The organism is Rahnella sp. R3(2024), assembly GCF_042920125.1.
Classification (GTDB): domain Bacteria; phylum Pseudomonadota; class Gammaproteobacteria; order Enterobacterales; family Enterobacteriaceae; genus Rahnella; species Rahnella rivi.
Genome location: NZ_JBHGBU010000001.1, coordinates 972,049 through 990,423 on the forward strand (window position 1 = coordinate 972,049; position 18,375 = coordinate 990,423).

14 protein-coding genes are annotated in these 18,375 nt (G+C 54.3%); 11 read left to right on the top strand and 3 right to left on the bottom strand.

What is annotated here, in order from left to right; translation table 11 throughout:
• Positions 1-71: 71 nt before the first annotated feature.
• Positions 72-1,025, bottom strand: a complete 954-nt coding sequence (locus ABSH60_RS04250; protein ID WP_136374774.1) for an aldo/keto reductase — start codon at positions 1,023-1,025, stop codon at positions 72-74.
• A 263-nt stretch (positions 1,026-1,288) separates the two neighbouring features.
• On the opposite strand from ABSH60_RS04250, the gene mdtD reads away from it, so the two are divergent.
• The 11 genes from mdtD to ABSH60_RS04305 all read left to right on the top strand — a co-directional run bounded on the left by mdtD (position 1,289) and on the right by ABSH60_RS04305 (position 14,860).
• Positions 1,289-2,761, top strand: coding sequence for a multidrug transporter subunit MdtD (gene mdtD, locus ABSH60_RS04255; RefSeq protein WP_390972833.1), 1,473 nt, complete (start codon positions 1,289-1,291; stop codon positions 2,759-2,761).
• Complete coding sequence (baeS, locus tag ABSH60_RS04260) at positions 2,758-4,143, top strand: two-component system sensor histidine kinase BaeS (RefSeq protein WP_390972835.1); 1,386 nt, start codon at positions 2,758-2,760, stop codon at positions 4,141-4,143. The genes mdtD and baeS overlap by 4 nt, the downstream gene beginning before the upstream one ends.
• Positions 4,143-4,862: a two-component system response regulator BaeR gene (baeR, locus tag ABSH60_RS04265; RefSeq protein ID WP_390972837.1), complete on the top strand. Its 720-nt coding sequence runs from the start codon at positions 4,143-4,145 to the stop codon at positions 4,860-4,862. The genes baeS and baeR overlap by 1 nt, the downstream gene beginning before the upstream one ends.
• Before the next feature lie 157 nt (positions 4,863-5,019).
• Entirely contained in the window at positions 5,020-5,367 is a 348-nt protein-coding gene (locus ABSH60_RS04270; RefSeq protein WP_122097438.1) for a YegP family protein, read from the top strand.
• Positions 5,368-5,553: 186 nt separating this feature from the next.
• The gene (yegQ, locus tag ABSH60_RS04275; protein WP_390972839.1) at positions 5,554-6,939 is read left to right on the top strand and encodes a tRNA 5-hydroxyuridine modification protein YegQ; all 1,386 of its coding nucleotides are present in this window, start codon (positions 5,554-5,556) and stop codon (positions 6,937-6,939) included.
• Between the two features lie 369 nt (positions 6,940-7,308).
• Complete coding sequence (gene yegS, locus ABSH60_RS04280; RefSeq protein WP_390972841.1) at positions 7,309-8,196, top strand: lipid kinase YegS; 888 nt, start codon at positions 7,309-7,311, stop codon at positions 8,194-8,196.
• Between the two features lie 248 nt (positions 8,197-8,444).
• The gene (locus tag ABSH60_RS04285; RefSeq protein WP_390972843.1) at positions 8,445-10,007 is read left to right on the top strand and encodes an MFS transporter; all 1,563 of its coding nucleotides are present in this window, start codon (positions 8,445-8,447) and stop codon (positions 10,005-10,007) included.
• The gene (gene yiaK, locus ABSH60_RS04290; RefSeq protein ID WP_390972845.1) at positions 9,994-11,007 is read left to right on the top strand and encodes a 3-dehydro-L-gulonate 2-dehydrogenase; all 1,014 of its coding nucleotides are present in this window, start codon (positions 9,994-9,996) and stop codon (positions 11,005-11,007) included. The genes ABSH60_RS04285 and yiaK overlap by 14 nt, the downstream gene beginning before the upstream one ends.
• 202 nt (positions 11,008-11,209) lie before the next feature.
• A complete protein-coding gene (gene manD, locus ABSH60_RS04295) occupies positions 11,210-12,424 on the top strand; it encodes a D-mannonate dehydratase ManD (protein WP_056781191.1) in 1,215 nt (404 codons plus the stop codon).
• An 11-nt stretch (positions 12,425-12,435) separates the two neighbouring features.
• Entirely contained in the window at positions 12,436-13,449 is a 1,014-nt protein-coding gene (locus ABSH60_RS04300; protein WP_183847933.1) for a Zn-dependent oxidoreductase, read from the top strand.
• Positions 13,450-13,570: 121 nt separating this feature from the next.
• A complete protein-coding gene (locus tag ABSH60_RS04305; protein ID WP_390972847.1) occupies positions 13,571-14,860 on the top strand; it encodes an MFS transporter in 1,290 nt (429 codons plus the stop codon).
• Positions 14,861-14,931: 71 nt separating this feature from the next.
• Here ABSH60_RS04305 and ABSH60_RS04310 read toward each other — a convergent pair whose 3' ends face one another.
• Entirely contained in the window at positions 14,932-16,908 is a 1,977-nt protein-coding gene (locus ABSH60_RS04310; RefSeq protein ID WP_390972849.1) for a beta-L-arabinofuranosidase domain-containing protein, read from the bottom strand.
• Positions 16,909-16,933: 25 nt separating this feature from the next.
• Positions 16,934-18,343, bottom strand: a complete 1,410-nt coding sequence (locus ABSH60_RS04315; protein ID WP_390972851.1) for a glycoside-pentoside-hexuronide (GPH):cation symporter — start codon at positions 18,341-18,343, stop codon at positions 16,934-16,936.
• Between the last annotated feature and the right edge of the window lie 32 nt (positions 18,344-18,375).

Here is an 18,375-nt window from a genome sequence, read left to right on the forward strand (position 1 = left end):
CGCTGAACGCCAGATGTAAAAAAACCGCCTGAGACATCCGGGCGGTTTTTTTTATTTCTGAGATGGCAAATTTACCAGGCGCTGGCGTCATTCAGCGTCTGAATATCTGCATCATCCAGTTTCAGCGTTGCGGCCTGCGCCAGTTCGTTCAGCTGCTGCAAGGATGTCGCGCTGACGATCGGGGAAGTGATGGAGGGGCGGGCAATCTGCCATGCCAGCGCGACCTGGCCAGGCTGCGCACCGTGCTTTTCAGCGACCTGATCCAGCCCCCGTAGCACCTTCAGACCGCGTTCATCGAGATAACGCGCGATCACACTTTCACCGCGCAGACTTTTACTGGCGTCAGCCTGAGTGCGGTATTTCCCGGTCAGGAAGCCAGCGGCCAGCCCGTAAAAGTTAATGACGCCCAGACCGTTGTCCGTCACGACCTTTTCCAGCGCTTCTTCATACACTTTGCGGTCATACAGGTTGTACAAGGGTTGCAGCGTTTCATACCGCGCCAGACCGTTCTCCTTGCTGACTTTCAGCGCCTCGGCCAGACGCGGCGCGCTGTAGTTCGACGCGCCAACGGCACGCACTTTGCCTTCTTTAATCAGCGCATCAAACGCGGCCATGGTTTCAGCCAGCGGCGTATCGGCATCATCATCATGCGACTGGTAGAGATCGATATAGTCCGTTTGCAGCCGTCTGAGCGAAGCTTCCACCGCGTCTTTAATGTAGCGGGGGGACAGGCCCACTTTGCCCTCTCCCATGGGTTTACCGACTTTAGTCGCCAGAACGATCTGATCGCGTTTACCGGTTTTCTTCAGCCAGTTGCCGATGATCGTTTCGGACTCGCCGCCCTGATTGCCCTCGACCCAGGCGGAATAGACGTCGGCGGTGTCGATAAAGTTCAGGTTGTGATCCAGCAAGGCATCGAGCAGGCTGAATGAGGCCGTCTGATCGACCGTCCAGCCAAACACGTTGCCACCAAAAGTCAGTACCGGTACCTGGATACCTGAACGGCCTAATTCTCTTTTACTCATCACTCACTCCTCTAAACGGTCAGGGTAGATTTTCTTCGCGTGCGAACGATTTGTGATTCAGGGTTTACCTTAGCATTCTGATATAAAATGGGTGGCTGAAAGTCCGACCTTTTTGTCATAAGTCATGTCCAAATCGTTGGGAGAAATGAGGGGGACTCTCCTTAATTCCTCCATTTTCTGCCGGAGCAATCTGGCTACACTGTAGGTCTGGCCTGATGACCCTCTGCAAGCCGCGACAATGATTGTGCTGATGCGATAACCCGATGAAATCTGAAAACACTGACACCGTACTGCCCTCCGCCCCCCTGCCGCCCTCTGTGCGCTGGCAGTTGTGGATCGTCGCCTTTGGCTTCTTCATGCAGGCACTCGATACCACCATTGTTAACACCGCGCTGCCGTCGATGGCCCACAGCCTGGGTGAAAACCCATTGCACATGCACTCGGTGGTGGTCGCGTATGTCCTGACCGTGGCCGTGATGCTGCCCGCCAGTGGCTGGCTGGCAGACAAAGTCGGCGTTAAGTGGGTTTTCTTTTCGGCCATCGTCCTGTTCACCTTAGGTTCGCTGCTGTGTGCGCAGTCCGACAGCCTGCGCGAACTGGTGATGTCCCGCGTGGTGCAGGGCGTTGGCGGCGCGATGATGGTGCCGGTGGGCAGACTGACGGTGCTAAAAATCGTGCCGCGCAGTGAATATATGGCGGCCATGACCATGGTGACGCTGCCGGGTCAGGTCGGCCCTCTGCTCGGCCCGGCGCTGGGCGGTTTTCTGGTGCAGTACGCCAGCTGGCACTGGATATTTTTGATTAACCTGCCGGTGGGCATCGCCGGATGTATCGCAACACTCATGATCATGCCGAACTACAAAATGCAGACCCGCCGCTTTGATATCAGCGGGTTTGTGATGCTCGCCGTGTGCATGGCCACCCTGACGCTGGCGCTCGACGGCAGCCGTGGCCTCGGGCTGACCCCGCCGGAACTGCTGCTGCTGACCGTCGTCGGCTTTGGCGCGCTGGGCATTTACTGGCTGCACGCCCGCGGTAATTTATCCGCCCTGTTTTCCCTGCGCCTTTTCCATACGCCGACCTTTAAAATCGGCCTGACCGGCAGTTTTCTTGGCCGCATCGGCAGCGGGATGCTGCCGTTTATGACCCCCGTTTTTCTGCAACTCGGCATGGGCTTCACGCCGTTTCATGCCGGGCTGATGATGATCCCGATGGTGCTCGGCAGTATGGGCATGAAACGGGTGGTCGTCCGGCTGGTGAATCAGCTCGGCTACCGTCATGCGCTGGTCATCGCCACCCTGCTGCTGGCGATGATTACGCTTATCTTCCCGCTCGTGGCGATTTACGGCGCGGTGTGGATGATTCCCGTGGTGCTGTTTTTCCAGGGAATGGTGAACTCACTGCGCTTCTCGTCGATGAACACGCTGACGCTGAAAGATCTGCCGCCGCGCCTTGCCAGCAGCGGTAACAGTTTGCTGTCTATGATCATGCAACTGTCAATGAGCCTCGGCGTCAGCGTCGCGGGGATACTCATCGGCCTGTTTGCTCATCAGCAGGTCAGCGTCGGCAGCAGCGCAATGCACACCGCATTTTTGTATTGCTACATGTCGATGGCGCTGGTGATTGCCCTGCCCGCCTGGGTCTTCTCACGCGTGCCGCTGGATGCGCAGAAAAATGCCCTTATTGACCGTCGTCGCGCTGCGGCCGGTTCTCCCGATCCAATGAGAAAATCATGAAACCAGGTATCACCGCAAAACTGTTCATGGCCATATTCTGCACCTGTGCGCTGGTGCTTATTACCATGAACTGGGGCGTGCGAATGAGCTTCGAGCGCGGCTTTATCGATTACATTCGTCAGAGCAACGAACAGCGCGTCGAGTTGCTGGCAGACACTTTACAGGAGCAGTACCGGCAGCACGGCAACTGGGAGTTTCTGGAAAAAAATGACCGGCTGATTTATCAGCTCATGCGTTCATTTGAACAAAACAGCAGCCCGAAAATGCCGCCACAGGGATGGCGCACTAAATTCTGGATCCTCGACAGTAACGATCGTCGCATCGGCGGTTACGATCAGCCGGTTCCGCATGATCTGCAGGGGCCGCGCCGCGTAATGACGGTCAACGGCGTGGTGATAGGTTCGGTGATTTCTACCCCGGCTGAACGCCTGACCCGTGATGCCGATATTAACTTCGAGCGCCAGCAAAGCCGCACCAGCTGGATGATTGTCGCCTTCACCGCCTTGCTGGCTGCTGCCGTGACCTGGCTTTTATCCCGTGGAATGCTCGCGCCGGTAAAACGGCTGGTCAACGGCACCCATCAGCTTGCGGCGGGGAATTTCAGCACGCGGGTGGAAGTTGACAGCGAGGATGAGCTGGGCAAACTGGCGCAGGATTTCAACCAGCTGGCGATGACGCTGGAAAAAAATGAACAGATGCGGCGGGCATTTATGGCTGATATCTCCCACGAACTGCGCACCCCGCTGGCGGTGCTGCGCGGCGAGCTGGAAGCCATGCAGGACGGCGTGCGTAAAATGACCCTCGGCTCGCTGGAGTCGCTGCAATCCGAGGTGTCGATCCTGACCAAACTGGTGGATGATTTGCATCAGCTTTCCCTTTCTGATGCCGGCGCACTGGCTTATCGCAAAGTCGATACCGATGTCGTGCATCTGGTCCAGCTGGCAGAGGCCGGTTCGCGCGATCGTTTCCACAGCAAACAGTTAACCCTGACCAGCACGCTGCCGGAGCGCGCCGAGGTGTTCGGCGATCCGCAGCGTCTTTCTCAGCTTTTCAATAATCTGATGGAAAACAGCCTGCGCTATACTGACCCCAATGGCGGGCTGGAAATCCTGGGTGAAATCCGTGAGAAATCGCTGTGTCTGACCTTTCAGGACAGCGCCCCCGGCATCAGTGATGAACAGCTGACGCGCATTTTTGAACGCTTTTACCGCACCGAAGGCTCGCGCAATCGCGCCAGCGGTGGCTCAGGTTTAGGCCTGGCGATCTGCCAGAATATCGTCGAAGCACACGGCGGGCAGATAAGCGCCAGCCACTCTCCCGCAGGCGGCGTGCGTGTCACGGTCGTCCTGCCGCTTTCTGTTCCACATGGACCGAGAAACTGATGAACGATTCTGTAATGTCCGGCCTTGCGCCGTTAAAAATTATGATCGTGGAAGATGAGCCGAAACTCGCTCAGTTGCTGATCGACTATCTCGAGGCCGCAGGTTACGCCACGCAGTGGCTGGCGGACGGCCACGATGTGATCGCCCAGGTCAAGGCCCATCCACCCGCGCTGATTTTGCTGGATCTGATGTTGCCGGGCAGCAGTGGTCTGTCTATCTGCCGCGATATTCGCCAGTTTTCTGACGTGCCCGTCATGATGGTCACGGCGAAAACCGAGGAAATTGACCGCCTGCTGGGGCTGGAAATTGGCGCAGATGATTATATCTGCAAGCCTTACAGCCCGCGTGAAGTGGTAGCGCGTGTAAAAGTGATCCTGCGACGCTGCGTGCGGCCTGAGGAAACGTTCACGAAAAGCCACGGGCTGCACATTGATGAGGCGCGTTTTCAGGCGTCATTCCAGGGGCATGAACTGGAGCTGACGCCGGCGGAGTTCCGGCTGCTGAAGACGCTTTCGGTGAAACCGGGCTACGTGTTTACCCGCGAAGTGCTGCTGAATAATCTCTACGATGATTATCGCGTGGTGACGGACCGCACCATCGACAGTCACATCAAAAATCTCCGCCGTAAGCTGGAATCCCTTGATGGGGAAAAAGCCTTTATCCGCGCGGTTTACGGCGTCGGTTATCGCTGGGAAGCGGAGCCCTGCCACCTCGCCTGATGCGCTCCGGGCCGGCATTTCAGTTTTGTAAAGTTACTGAAAGTCTGTCGGCCGGTTCACATTTCATGCCATAACTTCCTCTTATTGCCGCGAAACATTCTTCTTTAACTACACTTATCTCAGGAAAATCACCCCCCTCTTGCTGGAGATAACCTTTATGGCAACTGGTCACTATGATCTGAAAAAAGCGAAGAATGGACAGTTTCACTTTAACCTGAAGGCCGGGAACGGAGAGATTATTCTCACCAGTGAAATGTATGCCAGTAAAGCATCGGCGGAAAACGGCATCACCTCGGTACAAAACAATGCCCCGCATGAAGAGCAGTACGAAGTGAAACCGTCAAAAGACGGTCAGTTTTACTTCGTACTGAAAGCCAAAAACCATCAGGTAATTGGCGTGAGCGAAATGTACACGACCGAAAGTGCAGCAAAAAAAGGCGTGCAGTCGGTGGTTAAAAACGGGAGTACCACGGATATCCGTGATCTGACCCAGCAAACTGCCTGATCGCCCTTTTCCTGAGGTTGTCACGTTCCTGCGGCAACCTCAGTCGCCAAAAATTGATCTGACCCCGTAAAACCCCAAATACCCACACTAACCGGCTGCTTTTGATCAACTCAGACGTTACAATTCTGGCCTTTCGTCGCCCCACATACGGGACGGCCCTGACTTGTGATCAGACTGAGATTGACTATGTTGACCCCCGATTCTTTTGTTCCTGAACTGCTTTCCCCTGCCGGTTCCCTCAAAAACATGCGCTACGCTTTCGCCTATGGCGCAGATGCGGTCTATGCCGGACAGCCGCGCTACAGCCTGCGCGTGCGTAATAACGAATTTAACCATCAGAATCTGCAAACCGGCATCGACGAAGCCCATGCGCTGGGTAAAAAGTTCTACGTGGTGGTCAACATCGCCCCGCACAATGCCAAGCTGAAAACCTTTCTGCGTGACCTGCAACCGGTGATCGACATGGGGCCGGACGCGCTGATCATGTCCGATCCGGGGCTGATCATGATGGTGCGCGAAGCCTTCCCGCAGATGGATATTCATCTCTCGGTGCAGGCTAACGCGGTGAACTGGGCGACGGTGAAGTTCTGGAAGCAAATGGGGCTGACGCGGGTCATTTTATCGCGTGAACTGTCACTGGAAGAGATCGCTGAAATCCGCACCCAGGTGCCGGACATGGAAATCGAAATTTTCGTTCACGGCGCGCTGTGTATGGCGTATTCCGGCCGCTGCCTGCTTTCCGGTTACATCAACAAACGCGACCCGAATCAGGGAACCTGCACCAACGCCTGTCGCTGGGAATATAAGGTTCAGGAAGGCAAAGAGAACGATATCGGCAGTATCGTGCATCAGCATGAACCCATCCCGGTACAACAGGTGGATGCCGTAGAACCGACGCTGGGCGTCGGCCAGCCAACGGACAAAGTCTTCATGCTGGAAGAAGCGATGCGTCCTGGCGAATATATGAGTGCGTTCGAAGATGAACACGGCACCTACATTATGAACTCAAAAGATCTGCGCGCTATTCAGCACGTTGAAACCCTGACCCGGATGGGCGTGCACTCTCTGAAAATCGAAGGCCGCACCAAATCTTTCTATTATTGTGCCCGCACCGCGCAGGTTTACCGCCGCGCCATTGATGACGCCGTTGCCGGAAAACCCTTCGACCCGACGCTGCTCTCTACGCTGGAAGGCCTGGCGCATCGCGGCTATACCGAAGGTTTTCTGCGCCGCCATACGCACGACGCACAGCAAAACTATGAATACGGATTCTCGGTCAGCGACCGTCAGCAATTCGTCGGTGAATTCACCGGCAACCGCGTCGATGGCTGGGCGGAAATCGATGTGAAGAATAAATTCAGCGTCGGTGACAGCGTGGAAATGATGACGCCGCAGGGCAACATCCAGTTCAAACTGGAGGCCCTGCGCAACAAAAAAGGGCAGCCGACCAACGTGGCGCCAGGCAACGGGCACATTGTGTATGCAGCGCTGCCGGAGGATGTCAGCCTGGAATTCGCTATCTTGTTGCGCAATCTGGAAGAAACCGATACGCGCAATCCGCACGCGAAATAAGGCTTTTGTTGAAAACAAGAAACTGATCACATCTATTTCTTGCCGGGCTGGATAATATGCATTCGCAATTTACTTCGAATGCAAAATAAAGCACCGGACTACACTAGGAACCACCTCCTTGGCCAGCTCAATCTCCCTTGAGCTGGCTTTTCTTTTGGTAATCAATCCCCTCTGAATGTTCGCGCTCCTGTCTCATTATTTTTTCTTTCCTTTCTATTAATAAATAAAATTGACGCCTAAATAATAGTTTTAATAAATATATATAATTTCAACCATTTCATTTATGAATGAGGTTTTCGATCATTTATCTGATAGCCAAGTATGCGCTTAATCATTTATGGTAGTTATAGAAAGAAACGAGGAGCATACATGACCACAGCACTGTTGATTTTGAATGGAAAAGGCGCAGGCAATGAAGAGCTGCGTGAGGCCGTCGGTGCTCTGCGCAAAGAAGGGATCGAACTGTTTGTCCGCGTGACCTGGGAATACGGCGATGCCTTTCGTTACGTCGCAGAAGCTGTCGCCCTTGGGTGTGACACGGTGATCGCAGGTGGCGGCGATGGCACCATCAACGAAGTCGCCGGCGCACTGGCGCAACTTGAAGGCCCGCGTCCGATCCTGGGCATTGTGCCACTCGGCACTGCCAATGATTTTGCGACCGCTTGTAATATTCCGCTGGCGCCCGAACAGGCATTATTGCTGGCGATCAAAGGCCGTGCAGAAGCCATCGATCTGGCTCAGGTGAATGATAAACATTTCTTCATCAATATGGCGACGGGCGGTTTTGGTACGCGCATCACCACCGAAACGCCGGAAAAACTCAAAGCAGCACTCGGCGGCGTCTCGTACTTCATTCACGGACTTTTACGTCTGGATACGCTGAAGGCTGACCGCTGCGAGATCAAAGGCCCGGATTTCAGCTGGGAAGGCGACGCCCTGGTCATCGGCATTGGTAATGGCCGTCAGGCCGGTGGCGGGCAGCAGATTTGCCCGGAAGCGCTGATCAACGATGGCCTGCTGCAACTGCGTCTGCTGACGTCAGAAGAACTTCTGCCGTCTTTCCTTCGCAGCCTGCTCAACAACGAAGAAAACAAAAATATCGTCTCCGCCCATCTGCCGTGGCTGGAAATCACTGCCCCCCATGACATGACCTTCAATCTGGATGGCGAACCGCTGACCGGGAAACATTTTCGCATTGAAGTTCTGCCCGAAGTCATCGAGTGCCGGTTACCACCCCATTGCGAGTTGCTCGGCTAACCTCTCCCCTCCTGTCATTTGTTCATTCTCTGTACTGTGATCTGCCTTACAGTACAGAGGAAATCCGTCCCTGTTTTTGTGATCCCTCCTGTTAAATCCCGATAAATATACTTGTATGGTAGCTGTGCATTACCTAGGTTTACATTGCCTATGCCGCTGAAGGTCCACGGATGAAGTTCTGCGGGCATTATTATTCGTGTCTTTTCATGACTTTTATTTATCTCAATTTTATTGGATACAGAGGCATCATGATTAATCATCATAAAGAAAGACCGATATCGCTTAAAAATATGCTGGCGTACGGCGGAGGTGATTTCTTCGGCGGCGGATGTTTTGCGGTATTGGGTTTGTGGATAATGTTTTTCTATACCACTTATGCCGGATTAAGCCCCGCAGAGGCGGGAGCCGTTATTGCGACAGCACGTCTGCTGGACGCTTTTTTTGATCCACTGATGGGATATGTCACTGATAATTTCTACCGTAACCCGCTGGGTAAAAAATACGGACGCAGGGGATTCTTCTTCTTATTCGGCGCACCGTTAATTATGGTGACTTACATTATTATGTGGGTCAGCGGTATGGGGTTCTGGTATTACCTGGTCACGTATATTTTATTCTATGCTGCCTATACGCTGGCCATTGTGCCGTATGAAACGCTGGCAGCAGAAATGACCTCCAGCTTTAAAATGCGCACCAAACTCACGGGCGTCAGAATGTTCTTTTCTACCGGCGCGGCAATATTAGCGGCATGGTTACCGGGGCGGATTATTGCGTATCTCGGAGATGACTCTTCTTCTTCTTTTCTGATTATGGGTGCCATTTTTGGCGTGCTGTTTGCCGTGGTGATCCTGCTGTTGTACTTCTACACCTGGGAGCGCCCTATCCCTGTGGATGTTTCTGCGCCTAAGCTCTCTTTTCGACGGGACATGAAACACCTGTTTAAATCCCTGGTTTCCACCATGAAAGTGCGGACTTTCCGCCAGCATGTGGGCATGTATCTGGGGGGCTATGTCGCGCTCGACGTGCTCGGTGCGGTGCTCGCTTATTACATCATTTTTGTTCTCGGGCAGAATGCGGTATCAGCCTCCAACGCCATGACATTAATGACGCTGGTACAGTTTGTGTGTGTCGCGCTGTTTATTTTTCTCTGTATGAAATGGGGAAATGGTGCATCGTACAGAATTGCTCAACTGTTTATGTTAGCCAGTGTCGGCTTATTCATCGCCATTCATCTTCTGCAATTGCCTTATAATATGGCGCTGATTTATGTGTCCGTTATTCTCATGGGCGTCGGGCGTTCCGGCACCAGCTATGTTTGCTGGAATATCTACAGCTTTATTCCTGATGTGGATGAAATGCTCACGGGTAAACGTCGCGAAGGTATATTCGCCGGGGTAATGACCTTCGTGCGCAAGGCTGTTCAGGCAGTGGCGTTATTCAGCGTCGGGCTGTTATTACAGCATTATGGATTTACCCCAAAAAGCAGTACTCAACCTGCCGAAGCTGTTTATGGTATTACGCTGGTGTTCGGTGCCGGTTCAGTTATTTTCCTGCTGATCGGTTTATACAGTTCAATGAAATTCAAGCTTACCCGCCATAATCATGTCTTGCTGGTTAATGAAATCGAGCGCCTCAAAGCCGGTGGCAGTAAATATGACGTCACGCCTGAAACCCGTTTAATCGCCGAACAACTGACCGGCTGGCCTTACGAAAAATGCTGGGGTGATAATAATATTCTTAGTCAAACCGACATCATTTCTTCCCCGACTTCCCCTGAACTCTCAACCGGAGCCGACCATGCAAAGAATTGAATTCAGCCTGATGCAACAGACAATTCAGCGCGCCCTGCTTAATGCCGGGCTGGATGATGAAAGTGCGCGGGTTTGCGCCCGTATCCATACCGAATCCAGCTGCGATGGCATTGCCTCACACGGCCTGAACCGGGTGGCGCGCTTTGTGGATTATGTCAAAAAGGGCTGGATTGATATTCATGCCAAACCGGAACTTGAAAAATCACTGGGGGCCATCGCCATTTACAACGGACATCAGGGGATCGGCATCACCAATGCCCTGTTCGCCGTTGAAAAAGCCGCAGAGATGGCGAAGGAATATGGCGTCGGCATTGTGGCACTGAAAAACAGCACCCACTGGATGCGCGGCGGAAGTTATGGCTGGCACGCAGCCGAACATGGCATGGCCGCGATATGCTGGACGAATACTGAATCCTGCATGCCTGCCTGGGGCGGTAAAAATACCCGCGTCGGCAACAACCCGTTCGTGATGGCGGTGCCCCGCGCCAAAGGCCCGATCGTGCTGGATATGGCGATGTCACAGTATTCCTACGGCAAATTACAGGTTACCCGGCTGAAAAACGAAAAACTGCCTTTCCCCGGCGGCTACGATAAAGAGGGAAATCTTACCGACGATCCGGGCCCGATCGAAGCCTCAATGCGTATTTTGCCCACCGGTTACTGGAAAGGTTCCGGTCTGGCGATTGTGCTGGATGCCATGGCCGCACTGTTGTCAGCCGGATCCCCCACCAATGAGATCGACAAAATAGGCAAAGGCAGCTGCACCGGCGCCAGTCAGATCTTCATGGTGTTCGATCCGCAACAACTCGGTGGCGCTGAGTTCACCGAACGCATGGCCGACAGCGTGGCAGATTACGTGAATGGATCCGATCCCGCCGAAAACAGCCGCGATGTGCGGTATCCGGGGCAAACGGCGGCATCAAACCGCCGTGAAAACCTCAGCCAGGGGATCCCGGTGGATGATGCGGTATGGGAGGAAGTGATGCGGCTGGCGCAATAGAAGCACCCGAAGCCTCCCACCGCGGAGGCTTTTTTATTGGCACCCGCAGCCGGTTTCCCGCCTCTCGTCATATTCACTTTTCCGCAACAAAGTGTGATCCTCCCCGGCAAAAAACGATAAACATACTTGTATGGTAGTTGTCATATGGCGTATTTATAGCCAAAGAAAATGCATCTTACTTTACTGCAGAAGGTCATAACCGATGAAAATCGTGAATGCTGAAGTCTTTGTTACTTGTCCGGGGCGCAACTTTGTTACGTTGAAGATCACTACCGACAGCGGGCTGACCGGGATCGGTGATGCCACGCTGAATGGCCGCGAACTGCCGGTGGCGTCCTACCTGAAAGATCATGTTTGCCCGCAACTGATCGGGCGTGACGCGCATCAGATCGAAGATATCTGGCAGTTCTTCTACAAAGGCGCGTACTGGCGTCGTGGCCCGGTCACTATGTCGGCGATTTCTGCCGTGGACACCGCGCTGTGGGACATCAAGGCCAAAGCCGCCAATATGCCGCTGTATCAACTGCTCGGTGGCGCATCGCGCACCGGCGTCATGGTTTACTGCCACACCACCGGCCATTCGGTGGATGAAGTGCTTGATGACTACGCTAAACACAAAGAGCTGGGCTTCAAGGCGATCCGCGCGCAATGCGGCGTACCGGGCATGAAAACCACCTACGGCATGGCGAAAGGCAAAGGGCTGGCCTACGAACCGGCCACCAAAGGCAACTGGCCGGAGGAACAGCTGTGGTCAACGGAGAAATACCTCGATTTCACACCAAAACTGTTTGAAGCCGTGCGTAACAAATTCGGCTTCGACGAACACCTGCTGCACGACATGCACCACCGCCTGACGCCAATCGAAGCGGCGCGCTTTGGTAAAAGCATTGAAGACTATCGTCTGTTCTGGATGGAGGATCCGACCCCGGCGGAAAATCAGGAATGCTTCCGTTTGATCCGCCAGCATACGGTGACGCCAATCGCGGTAGGGGAAGTGTTCAACAGCATCTGGGATTGCAAACAGCTGATCGAAGAGCAACTGATCGACTATATCCGCACCACCATTACCCACGCGGGCGGCATCACCGGCATGCGCCGCATTGCTGATTTCGCCTCGCTGTATCAGGTGCGTACCGGCTCGCACGGCCCTTCCGACCTCTCACCCGTTTGTATGGCGGCGGCGCTGCACTTCGACCTGTGGGTGCCAAACTTTGGCGTGCAGGAATATATGGGTTACTCCGAGCAAATGCTGGAAGTCTTCCCGCATAACTGGACGTTCGATAACGGCTACATGCACCCTGGCGAAAAACCGGGTCTGGGCATCGAGTTCGACGAAAAGCTGGCAGCGAAATATCCGTATGAACCGGCCTATCTGCCGGTGGCCCGTCTGGAAGACGGTACGTTGTGGAACTGGTAAGGGAGCGAATAATGAACAGTGTCGTTATACAAGAACCAGGAAAACTGGTGATCGAGCAACGTGCCTTGCCGGTACCTGCCGCCGGTGAGGTACGAGTTCGGGTCAGTTACGCAGGGATTTGCGGTTCGGATGTGCACATTTATCACGGGCATAATCCGTTCGCAAAATACCCACGGGTGATCGGCCATGAGTTCTTCGGGCACATCGACAGCGTCGGAGAAGGCGTAGACACCTCGCGTATCGGCGAGCGCGTGGTTGTTGATCCGGTGGTCAGCTGCGGCCATTGTTATCCCTGCTCCATTGGCCGCCCGAACGTGTGCACCGAATTGCAGGTGATCGGCGTCCACCGTGACGGGGGTTTCAGTGATTATGCCTGCGCACCGGCGAAAAATGCCTACGTGGTGCCTGCGGCCATTCCGGACAAACTCGCCAGCATGGTCGAACCCTTTACTATCGCGGCCAATATCACCGCCTTTCTCAAACCGACACCGCAGGACACCGCGCTGGTGTACGGTGCCGGTCCGATGGGGCTGACGGTGATTCAGGTACTGAAAGGCGTCTACGGCGTGCAGAAAGTGATTGTCACCGATCGCATTGAAGAACGTCTTCAGATGGCACAGGAAAGCGGCGCGGACTGGACCATCAACAATGCAGAACGCAGCGTAGCCGACGTGCTCGCCGCAGAAGGTGTGCGCCCGACGCTTATCGTGGATGCCGCCTGCCATCCGGCGATCTTGCAGGAAGCCATTCTGCTGGCGTCTCCGGCAGCACGCATCGGCATGATGGGTTTCTCCGGCGAACCGAGTTCGGTGACGCAGCAAAGTATTACCAGCAAAGAGATTTCGTTGTTCTCTTCACGCCTGAACAGCCACCGGTTCCCGCAGGTGATTGAATGGATTGAGCAAGGGAAGATCGCCCCGGAAAAGCTGGTGACCCACTGGATGCCCGCCAGCGAAGTCGAAGCCGCGCTGACGCTGTTTGAGAAAGATCAGCGTTCGTGCTGCAAGGTTCTGCTGGCATTCTGATCACGGAGATATCTGACGATTTGGCTTTAACGGGAGGAGAATTCAATCCTCCCGTCTGTTGTACCTCATATTCTACTTATAAAAACGTAACACTATTAAAACAACACTACGTGGAGCATCTATGTTTAAGAATCTACGCTGGATAATCGTATTCCTGCTGTTTATGGTTTACATGATCAATTATCTCGACCGCGTTGCGCTGTCGATAACGGTCCCGATGATAGAAAAAGAACTGGCCATCAATCCTGAACAGTTCGGCATGATATTTGGCAGCTTCTTCTTTGGTTACGCGATATTTAACTTCCTTGGCGGTCTGGCTGTCGATAAATTTGGCCCGACCATCGTCATGGGGTTAGCCGTCGGGTTATGGTCACTGTTTTGTGGCATGACCGCTATCGCCACCGGCTTTTATTCCATGCTTATTCTGCGGGTATTATTTGGCATGGCCGAAGGCCCGATCTGTGCCTCGGCAAATAAGATGATCAACGGCTGGTTCCCGAAGAAAAAGGCGGCGACCGCCATGGGTCTGCTCAGCGCCGGTTCGCCCCTCGGCGGCGCTGTGGCCGGGCCTATTGTCGGGTATCTGGCAATCTCCTTTGGCTGGCGTCCGGCGTTTATGGTCATTGCCGCGATTGGTATTGTGTGGATGGTGATCTGGTTCTTTACGGTGGCCGATAATCCGCTGAAAAGTAAGCGCGTGTCCCAGGAAGAATTACGTTTAATTGATGCAATGAAGAATGAAAATATCAGCGAAGAGGAAGATCTGGCACAGGCTGCGCATGGGCTGGGGTATTATTTAAAACAACCGATTATTCTGGTCACTGCCTTCGCATTCTTCTGCTACAACTATATTTTGTTCTTCTTCCTCAGCTGGTTCCCGGCTTATCTGGTGCAGGCGCATGGCCTGAATATTAAAGAGATGAGCCTGACAACGGTTATTCCGTGGATTGTCGGCTTCGTCGGACTGGCACTGGGCGGTTATATTTCAGATAAGATCTTCAATATTACCGGCCGCTTATTGCTGTCGCGTAAAATTATATTGGTGGTCAGCCTGTTAGCCGCTGCCATTTGCGTCGCCCTCGCCGGTATCGTCACCAGCGTGGTGCCTGCGGTGGTGCTGATGTCAGTGTCTATTTTCTTCCTGTATACCACCGGGGCAATTTACTGGGCGATTATTCAGGACGTGGTACATAAATCCCGCGTCGGCGGCACCAGCGGATTCATTCATCTGGTCGGCAGCGTGTCCGGCATCATCGGGCCCGTGGTCACCGGATTTATTGTCCAGAATACCGGTCGTTTTGACAGCGCCTTTATTCTCGCAGGCGGCGTCGCCGCGCTGGGGGCAATTCTGGTGTTCTTCGTGATCAAACCGCCTAAACAGTCCGCCGAGACAACACTCTCTCACAGCTAAATCAGTGAAAGGATATTCAAAACCCGGCCACCTGCGCCGGGTTTATTTTTTGGAGGCGGGTTCAGCCTTTTCTACACTTCATCAATCCACACCCGCATCTCCCCTTCCCCACGGTTCGCCCAGGCAAAATACGGCACAAAGGTCATGGTTTGCGGCAAGGTTGCTTCCTCTGGCGGATTGTAGCGGTACAACGGCTGCTGCCCGGCCTGCACCGACGGGCGTCGCTCGCCCTGCGTTTGCAGCAATGTTTTACCCGCGAACAGTCCGCTGCCAGAAATCAGGCGGAACGGCGCATCGTGCGGCAAACGAATGTTATGCAGTTCACTGCCGTTATCCGCCTGTTCCAGGCAATACACCAGTGGCCCGCGCTGCACGGCGACTTTTCCGGCGACGTGGCGCAGCAGTGCGTTACCTTTCACGCGGGTGACCGGCATCGGTAAGGTCATTTCAATGCGATCGCCTTTCTGCCATTCCCTGGTCAGACGCAAATACCCGCGCTGCGTCAGGCTGGTCAGTTCAAGCGGATGACCATTGATGGCGACCTGCGGGCTGGCGCACCAGTCAGGTAAACGCAGCGCCAGCGTGGCTTCCAGCGGTTCACCGGTATCAACGTCAATCGTTACGTTTTCAGCCCACGGGTAGCCGCCGGACTGTTTCAGCCGTAGCGGTTTTCCGCCGATTTCCGCCTCCACATCGCTGCCGATATACAGATTGATATCCACACCGTCCGGGCGCCGGGTATAAATGTAATGGCCGAGTGACGCCAGCAGCCGCGCAATATTGGGCGGGCAGCAGGCGCAGCCGAACCAGCGCTGACGCACCGGTTTTACGTGATCATAAATATGGTTGAACGGGATGCTTTTCGGGTGCACTTCCAGCGGATTCACATAGAAGAAATGTTTACCGTCGAGCGCCATACCGGCCAGCACGGTGTTGTAAAGCGCACGTTCCATCACGTCGCTGTAACGGCTGTCGGCCTCCATCTGCAACATGCGGTTGGCAAACATCATCAGGCCAATCGAGGCGCAGGTTTCGGTATAGGCCGTGTCATTGGGTAAATCGTAATCCGAGGAAAACGCTTCTCCGCTGCTTTGCGAACCAATCGCACCGGTGATGTACATCTGCCTTTGCGTCATGTTTTCCCATAAGCGCTGGCAGGTTTCGCGTTTTTCCTGATCCTGACTCAGCCTCGCCAGGTGCGCGACACCGGCGTACAGATAAACGAACCGCACCGCATGGCCGACCGCCGTGGTCTGTAGTGCTATCGGCAGATGCGCCTGCGTGTAGGCTTTATCCTTAACCATCCACGCCGGGCCGTAGTTATTCCAGTGCGATGTTTTGCCGCGTTTTTCATATTCGATATCGTAAAAATGCGGCTGCGCCCCGCGCTGCTCAACGAAATACCTTGTCAGTTCGAGATAACGGGTTTCGGCGGTTTGCTCATACAAACGCATCAGCGCCAGTTCAATTTCAGGGTGGCCGGGATAGCCGTGTAATTGCTTTTCGCCCGGCCCGAAGACATCGGCAATGTGATCAGCCAGTTTGCAGACGATCTCCAGCAAACGGGTTTTGCCCGTAGCCTGCGCATAAGCCACACCCGCTTCGATCAGATGTCCGGCGCAGTAAAGCTCGTGACATTCCGCCAGATTGGTCCAGCGGTGTTGCGGCTCTTTGACGGTGAAATAGGTGTTGAGATACCCGTCGGGCTGCTGCACCGCGCCGACCAGTTCGATCACCTGATCGGCGGTTTCCTCCAGCGCCGGGTCCGGTGTTTTCGCCAGCAAATAACCCACCGCTTCCAGCCATTTGGCAACGTCGCTGTCCTGAAAAACCATGCCGTAAAACTCACCGTCACTTTGCCCGGCGGCAATGCGGAAGTTTTCTATCGCGTGGCTCGGTTCGGCATCGGCAACCTCATCATTGAGCGCCTTCCACTGATACGGCACCACCACATCTTTCACCAGACGCTGATACTCCCGCCAGAACGCGTCGGAGACATTCACCTTGTGCAAAGGCACTTCTAAAGATTCAACCGGAGAAAAAGACATACAACCTCCTGAACAGTTATCAACATTAAACGTTTGCCGCCAGCTCGCGGGACATGCGGGTCAGCAATGTGTTATTGAGCTTGCAGAACATCAGCGTCCCGGCCAGCAGTAAATGCATCGCCGCAGGCAACAGCGTTTCCAGCAGCGTGATCCCGCCAAGGGATGCCGCGGTCTGGTGCCCGGCACCGGCCTGATAAGACACCCAAATAAAGACCAGACTGATGATCCCGGCGCTGGAGGCCCAGGCCAGTTTGATAAAGAAAAGATTGAAGGCGAAGTTCATGCCGGAAGAGCGGATACCGTTTTTCCAGTGTCCGTAGTCATCGGCAAACGCCATGATGGAAAAGTGCAGCGGCAGCGTGAAGCCGAGGATCACACAATGTACGAAGATAATGCCAAGCCACAGCGTCTGGAATTGTTCACCCACCGGCACAAACCACAACAGCAGGGAAAACACCGCCAGCACCAGATTGGTGATCAGGTAGAGACGCACGCTGTCGATAAATTTGGTCAGCTGATTGACGATGATCGCGCCGAGAATTGACGCCAGCGTCACCATGCCGAAGAACATCGACGCGTACCCTGCGCCGCCTTTCAGCACGTAGGTGATGAAATACATATAGCCGCCACCGCGCAGGTTGAACACGTTGATCAGCAGGAATGACATGAGGAGAACCAGCAGCAACTGGTCGTTTTTCAGCATTCCGCGGATGTGCTCTTTAATGCTGAACTGCCCCAGCAGCGCCAGCGGCAGACGCTCGCGAACCGTGAAGAAGCACCACAGGAACATCACCACCGCCACCGAGCACAGCAAGCCGACGCCCTGCTGATACCCCCGCGCAGCATCACCTTTGCCGAAGAGTTGCACCAGCCACGGCAGCCCGACGGAAACCATAAATCCGGCCACACCGCACAAAACAAAGCGCCATGACTGGCAGGAAATCACCTCCCGGTGATCGGTGGTCATGGTGTTAATCAGCGCGCAATACGGCACGTTGATGGCCGTGTATGACACCGAAAGCAGGAAGTAAGTGAAGAAGGCGTACGCGATTTTGGCATCACCGCTCAGGCCGGGCACCGTGAAGGTGAGAAAACCGACTACGCCAATCGGCAACGCTATCCACAACTGCCATGGACGAAAGCGCCCCCAGCGGCTTTGGGTGCGGTCAGCCAGAATGCCCATCAGCGGATCGGAAATCGCATCAATCACCCGCAGGGAAATAAACAATGTGCCGACAATCGCCGGTGTCAGCCCGAAGACATCGGTATAAAAGAAGGTCAGAAAACTGGTGATCAGACAGGTTATTATCGTGCCACCGGCGTCACCTAATCCGTAACCGATTTTCTCACTGACGGAGAGTTTAGCGTTAACAGAAATTATTTTCCCCTCAACGCTTACCGGCGCAGAACCGGTATTAACTGAAACTGTTGGCATTATTTTTCCTCGCTTTTATATCGTTATTTATA

Excerpts from the sequence above, each read along its gene's own strand:
- yegS (WP_390972841.1), top strand. The coding sequence starts at position 7,309 with ATGACCACAGCACTGTTGATTTTGAATGGAAAAGGCGCAGGCAATGAA.
- mdtD (WP_390972833.1), top strand. The coding sequence starts at position 1,289 with ATGAAATCTGAAAACACTGACACCGTACTGCCCTCCGCCCCCCTGCCG.
- yegQ (WP_390972839.1), top strand. The coding sequence starts at position 5,554 with ATGTTGACCCCCGATTCTTTTGTTCCTGAACTGCTTTCCCCTGCCGGT.
- ABSH60_RS04270 (WP_122097438.1), top strand. The coding sequence starts at position 5,020 with ATGGCAACTGGTCACTATGATCTGAAAAAAGCGAAGAATGGACAGTTT.
- ABSH60_RS04285 (WP_390972843.1), top strand. The coding sequence starts at position 8,445 with ATGATTAATCATCATAAAGAAAGACCGATATCGCTTAAAAATATGCTG.
- baeS (WP_390972835.1), top strand. The coding sequence starts at position 2,758 with ATGAAACCAGGTATCACCGCAAAACTGTTCATGGCCATATTCTGCACC.
- ABSH60_RS04250 (WP_136374774.1), bottom strand. The coding sequence starts at position 1,025 with ATGAGTAAAAGAGAATTAGGCCGTTCAGGTATCCAGGTACCGGTACTG.
- ABSH60_RS04305 (WP_390972847.1), top strand. The coding sequence starts at position 13,571 with ATGTTTAAGAATCTACGCTGGATAATCGTATTCCTGCTGTTTATGGTT.
- ABSH60_RS04315 (WP_390972851.1), bottom strand. The coding sequence starts at position 18,343 with ATGCCAACAGTTTCAGTTAATACCGGTTCTGCGCCGGTAAGCGTTGAG.
- baeR (WP_390972837.1), top strand. The coding sequence starts at position 4,143 with ATGAACGATTCTGTAATGTCCGGCCTTGCGCCGTTAAAAATTATGATC.
- manD (WP_056781191.1), top strand. The coding sequence starts at position 11,210 with ATGAAAATCGTGAATGCTGAAGTCTTTGTTACTTGTCCGGGGCGCAAC.
- ABSH60_RS04310 (WP_390972849.1), bottom strand. The coding sequence starts at position 16,908 with ATGTCTTTTTCTCCGGTTGAATCTTTAGAAGTGCCTTTGCACAAGGTG.
- ABSH60_RS04300 (WP_183847933.1), top strand. The coding sequence starts at position 12,436 with ATGAACAGTGTCGTTATACAAGAACCAGGAAAACTGGTGATCGAGCAA.
- yiaK (WP_390972845.1), top strand. The coding sequence starts at position 9,994 with ATGCAAAGAATTGAATTCAGCCTGATGCAACAGACAATTCAGCGCGCC.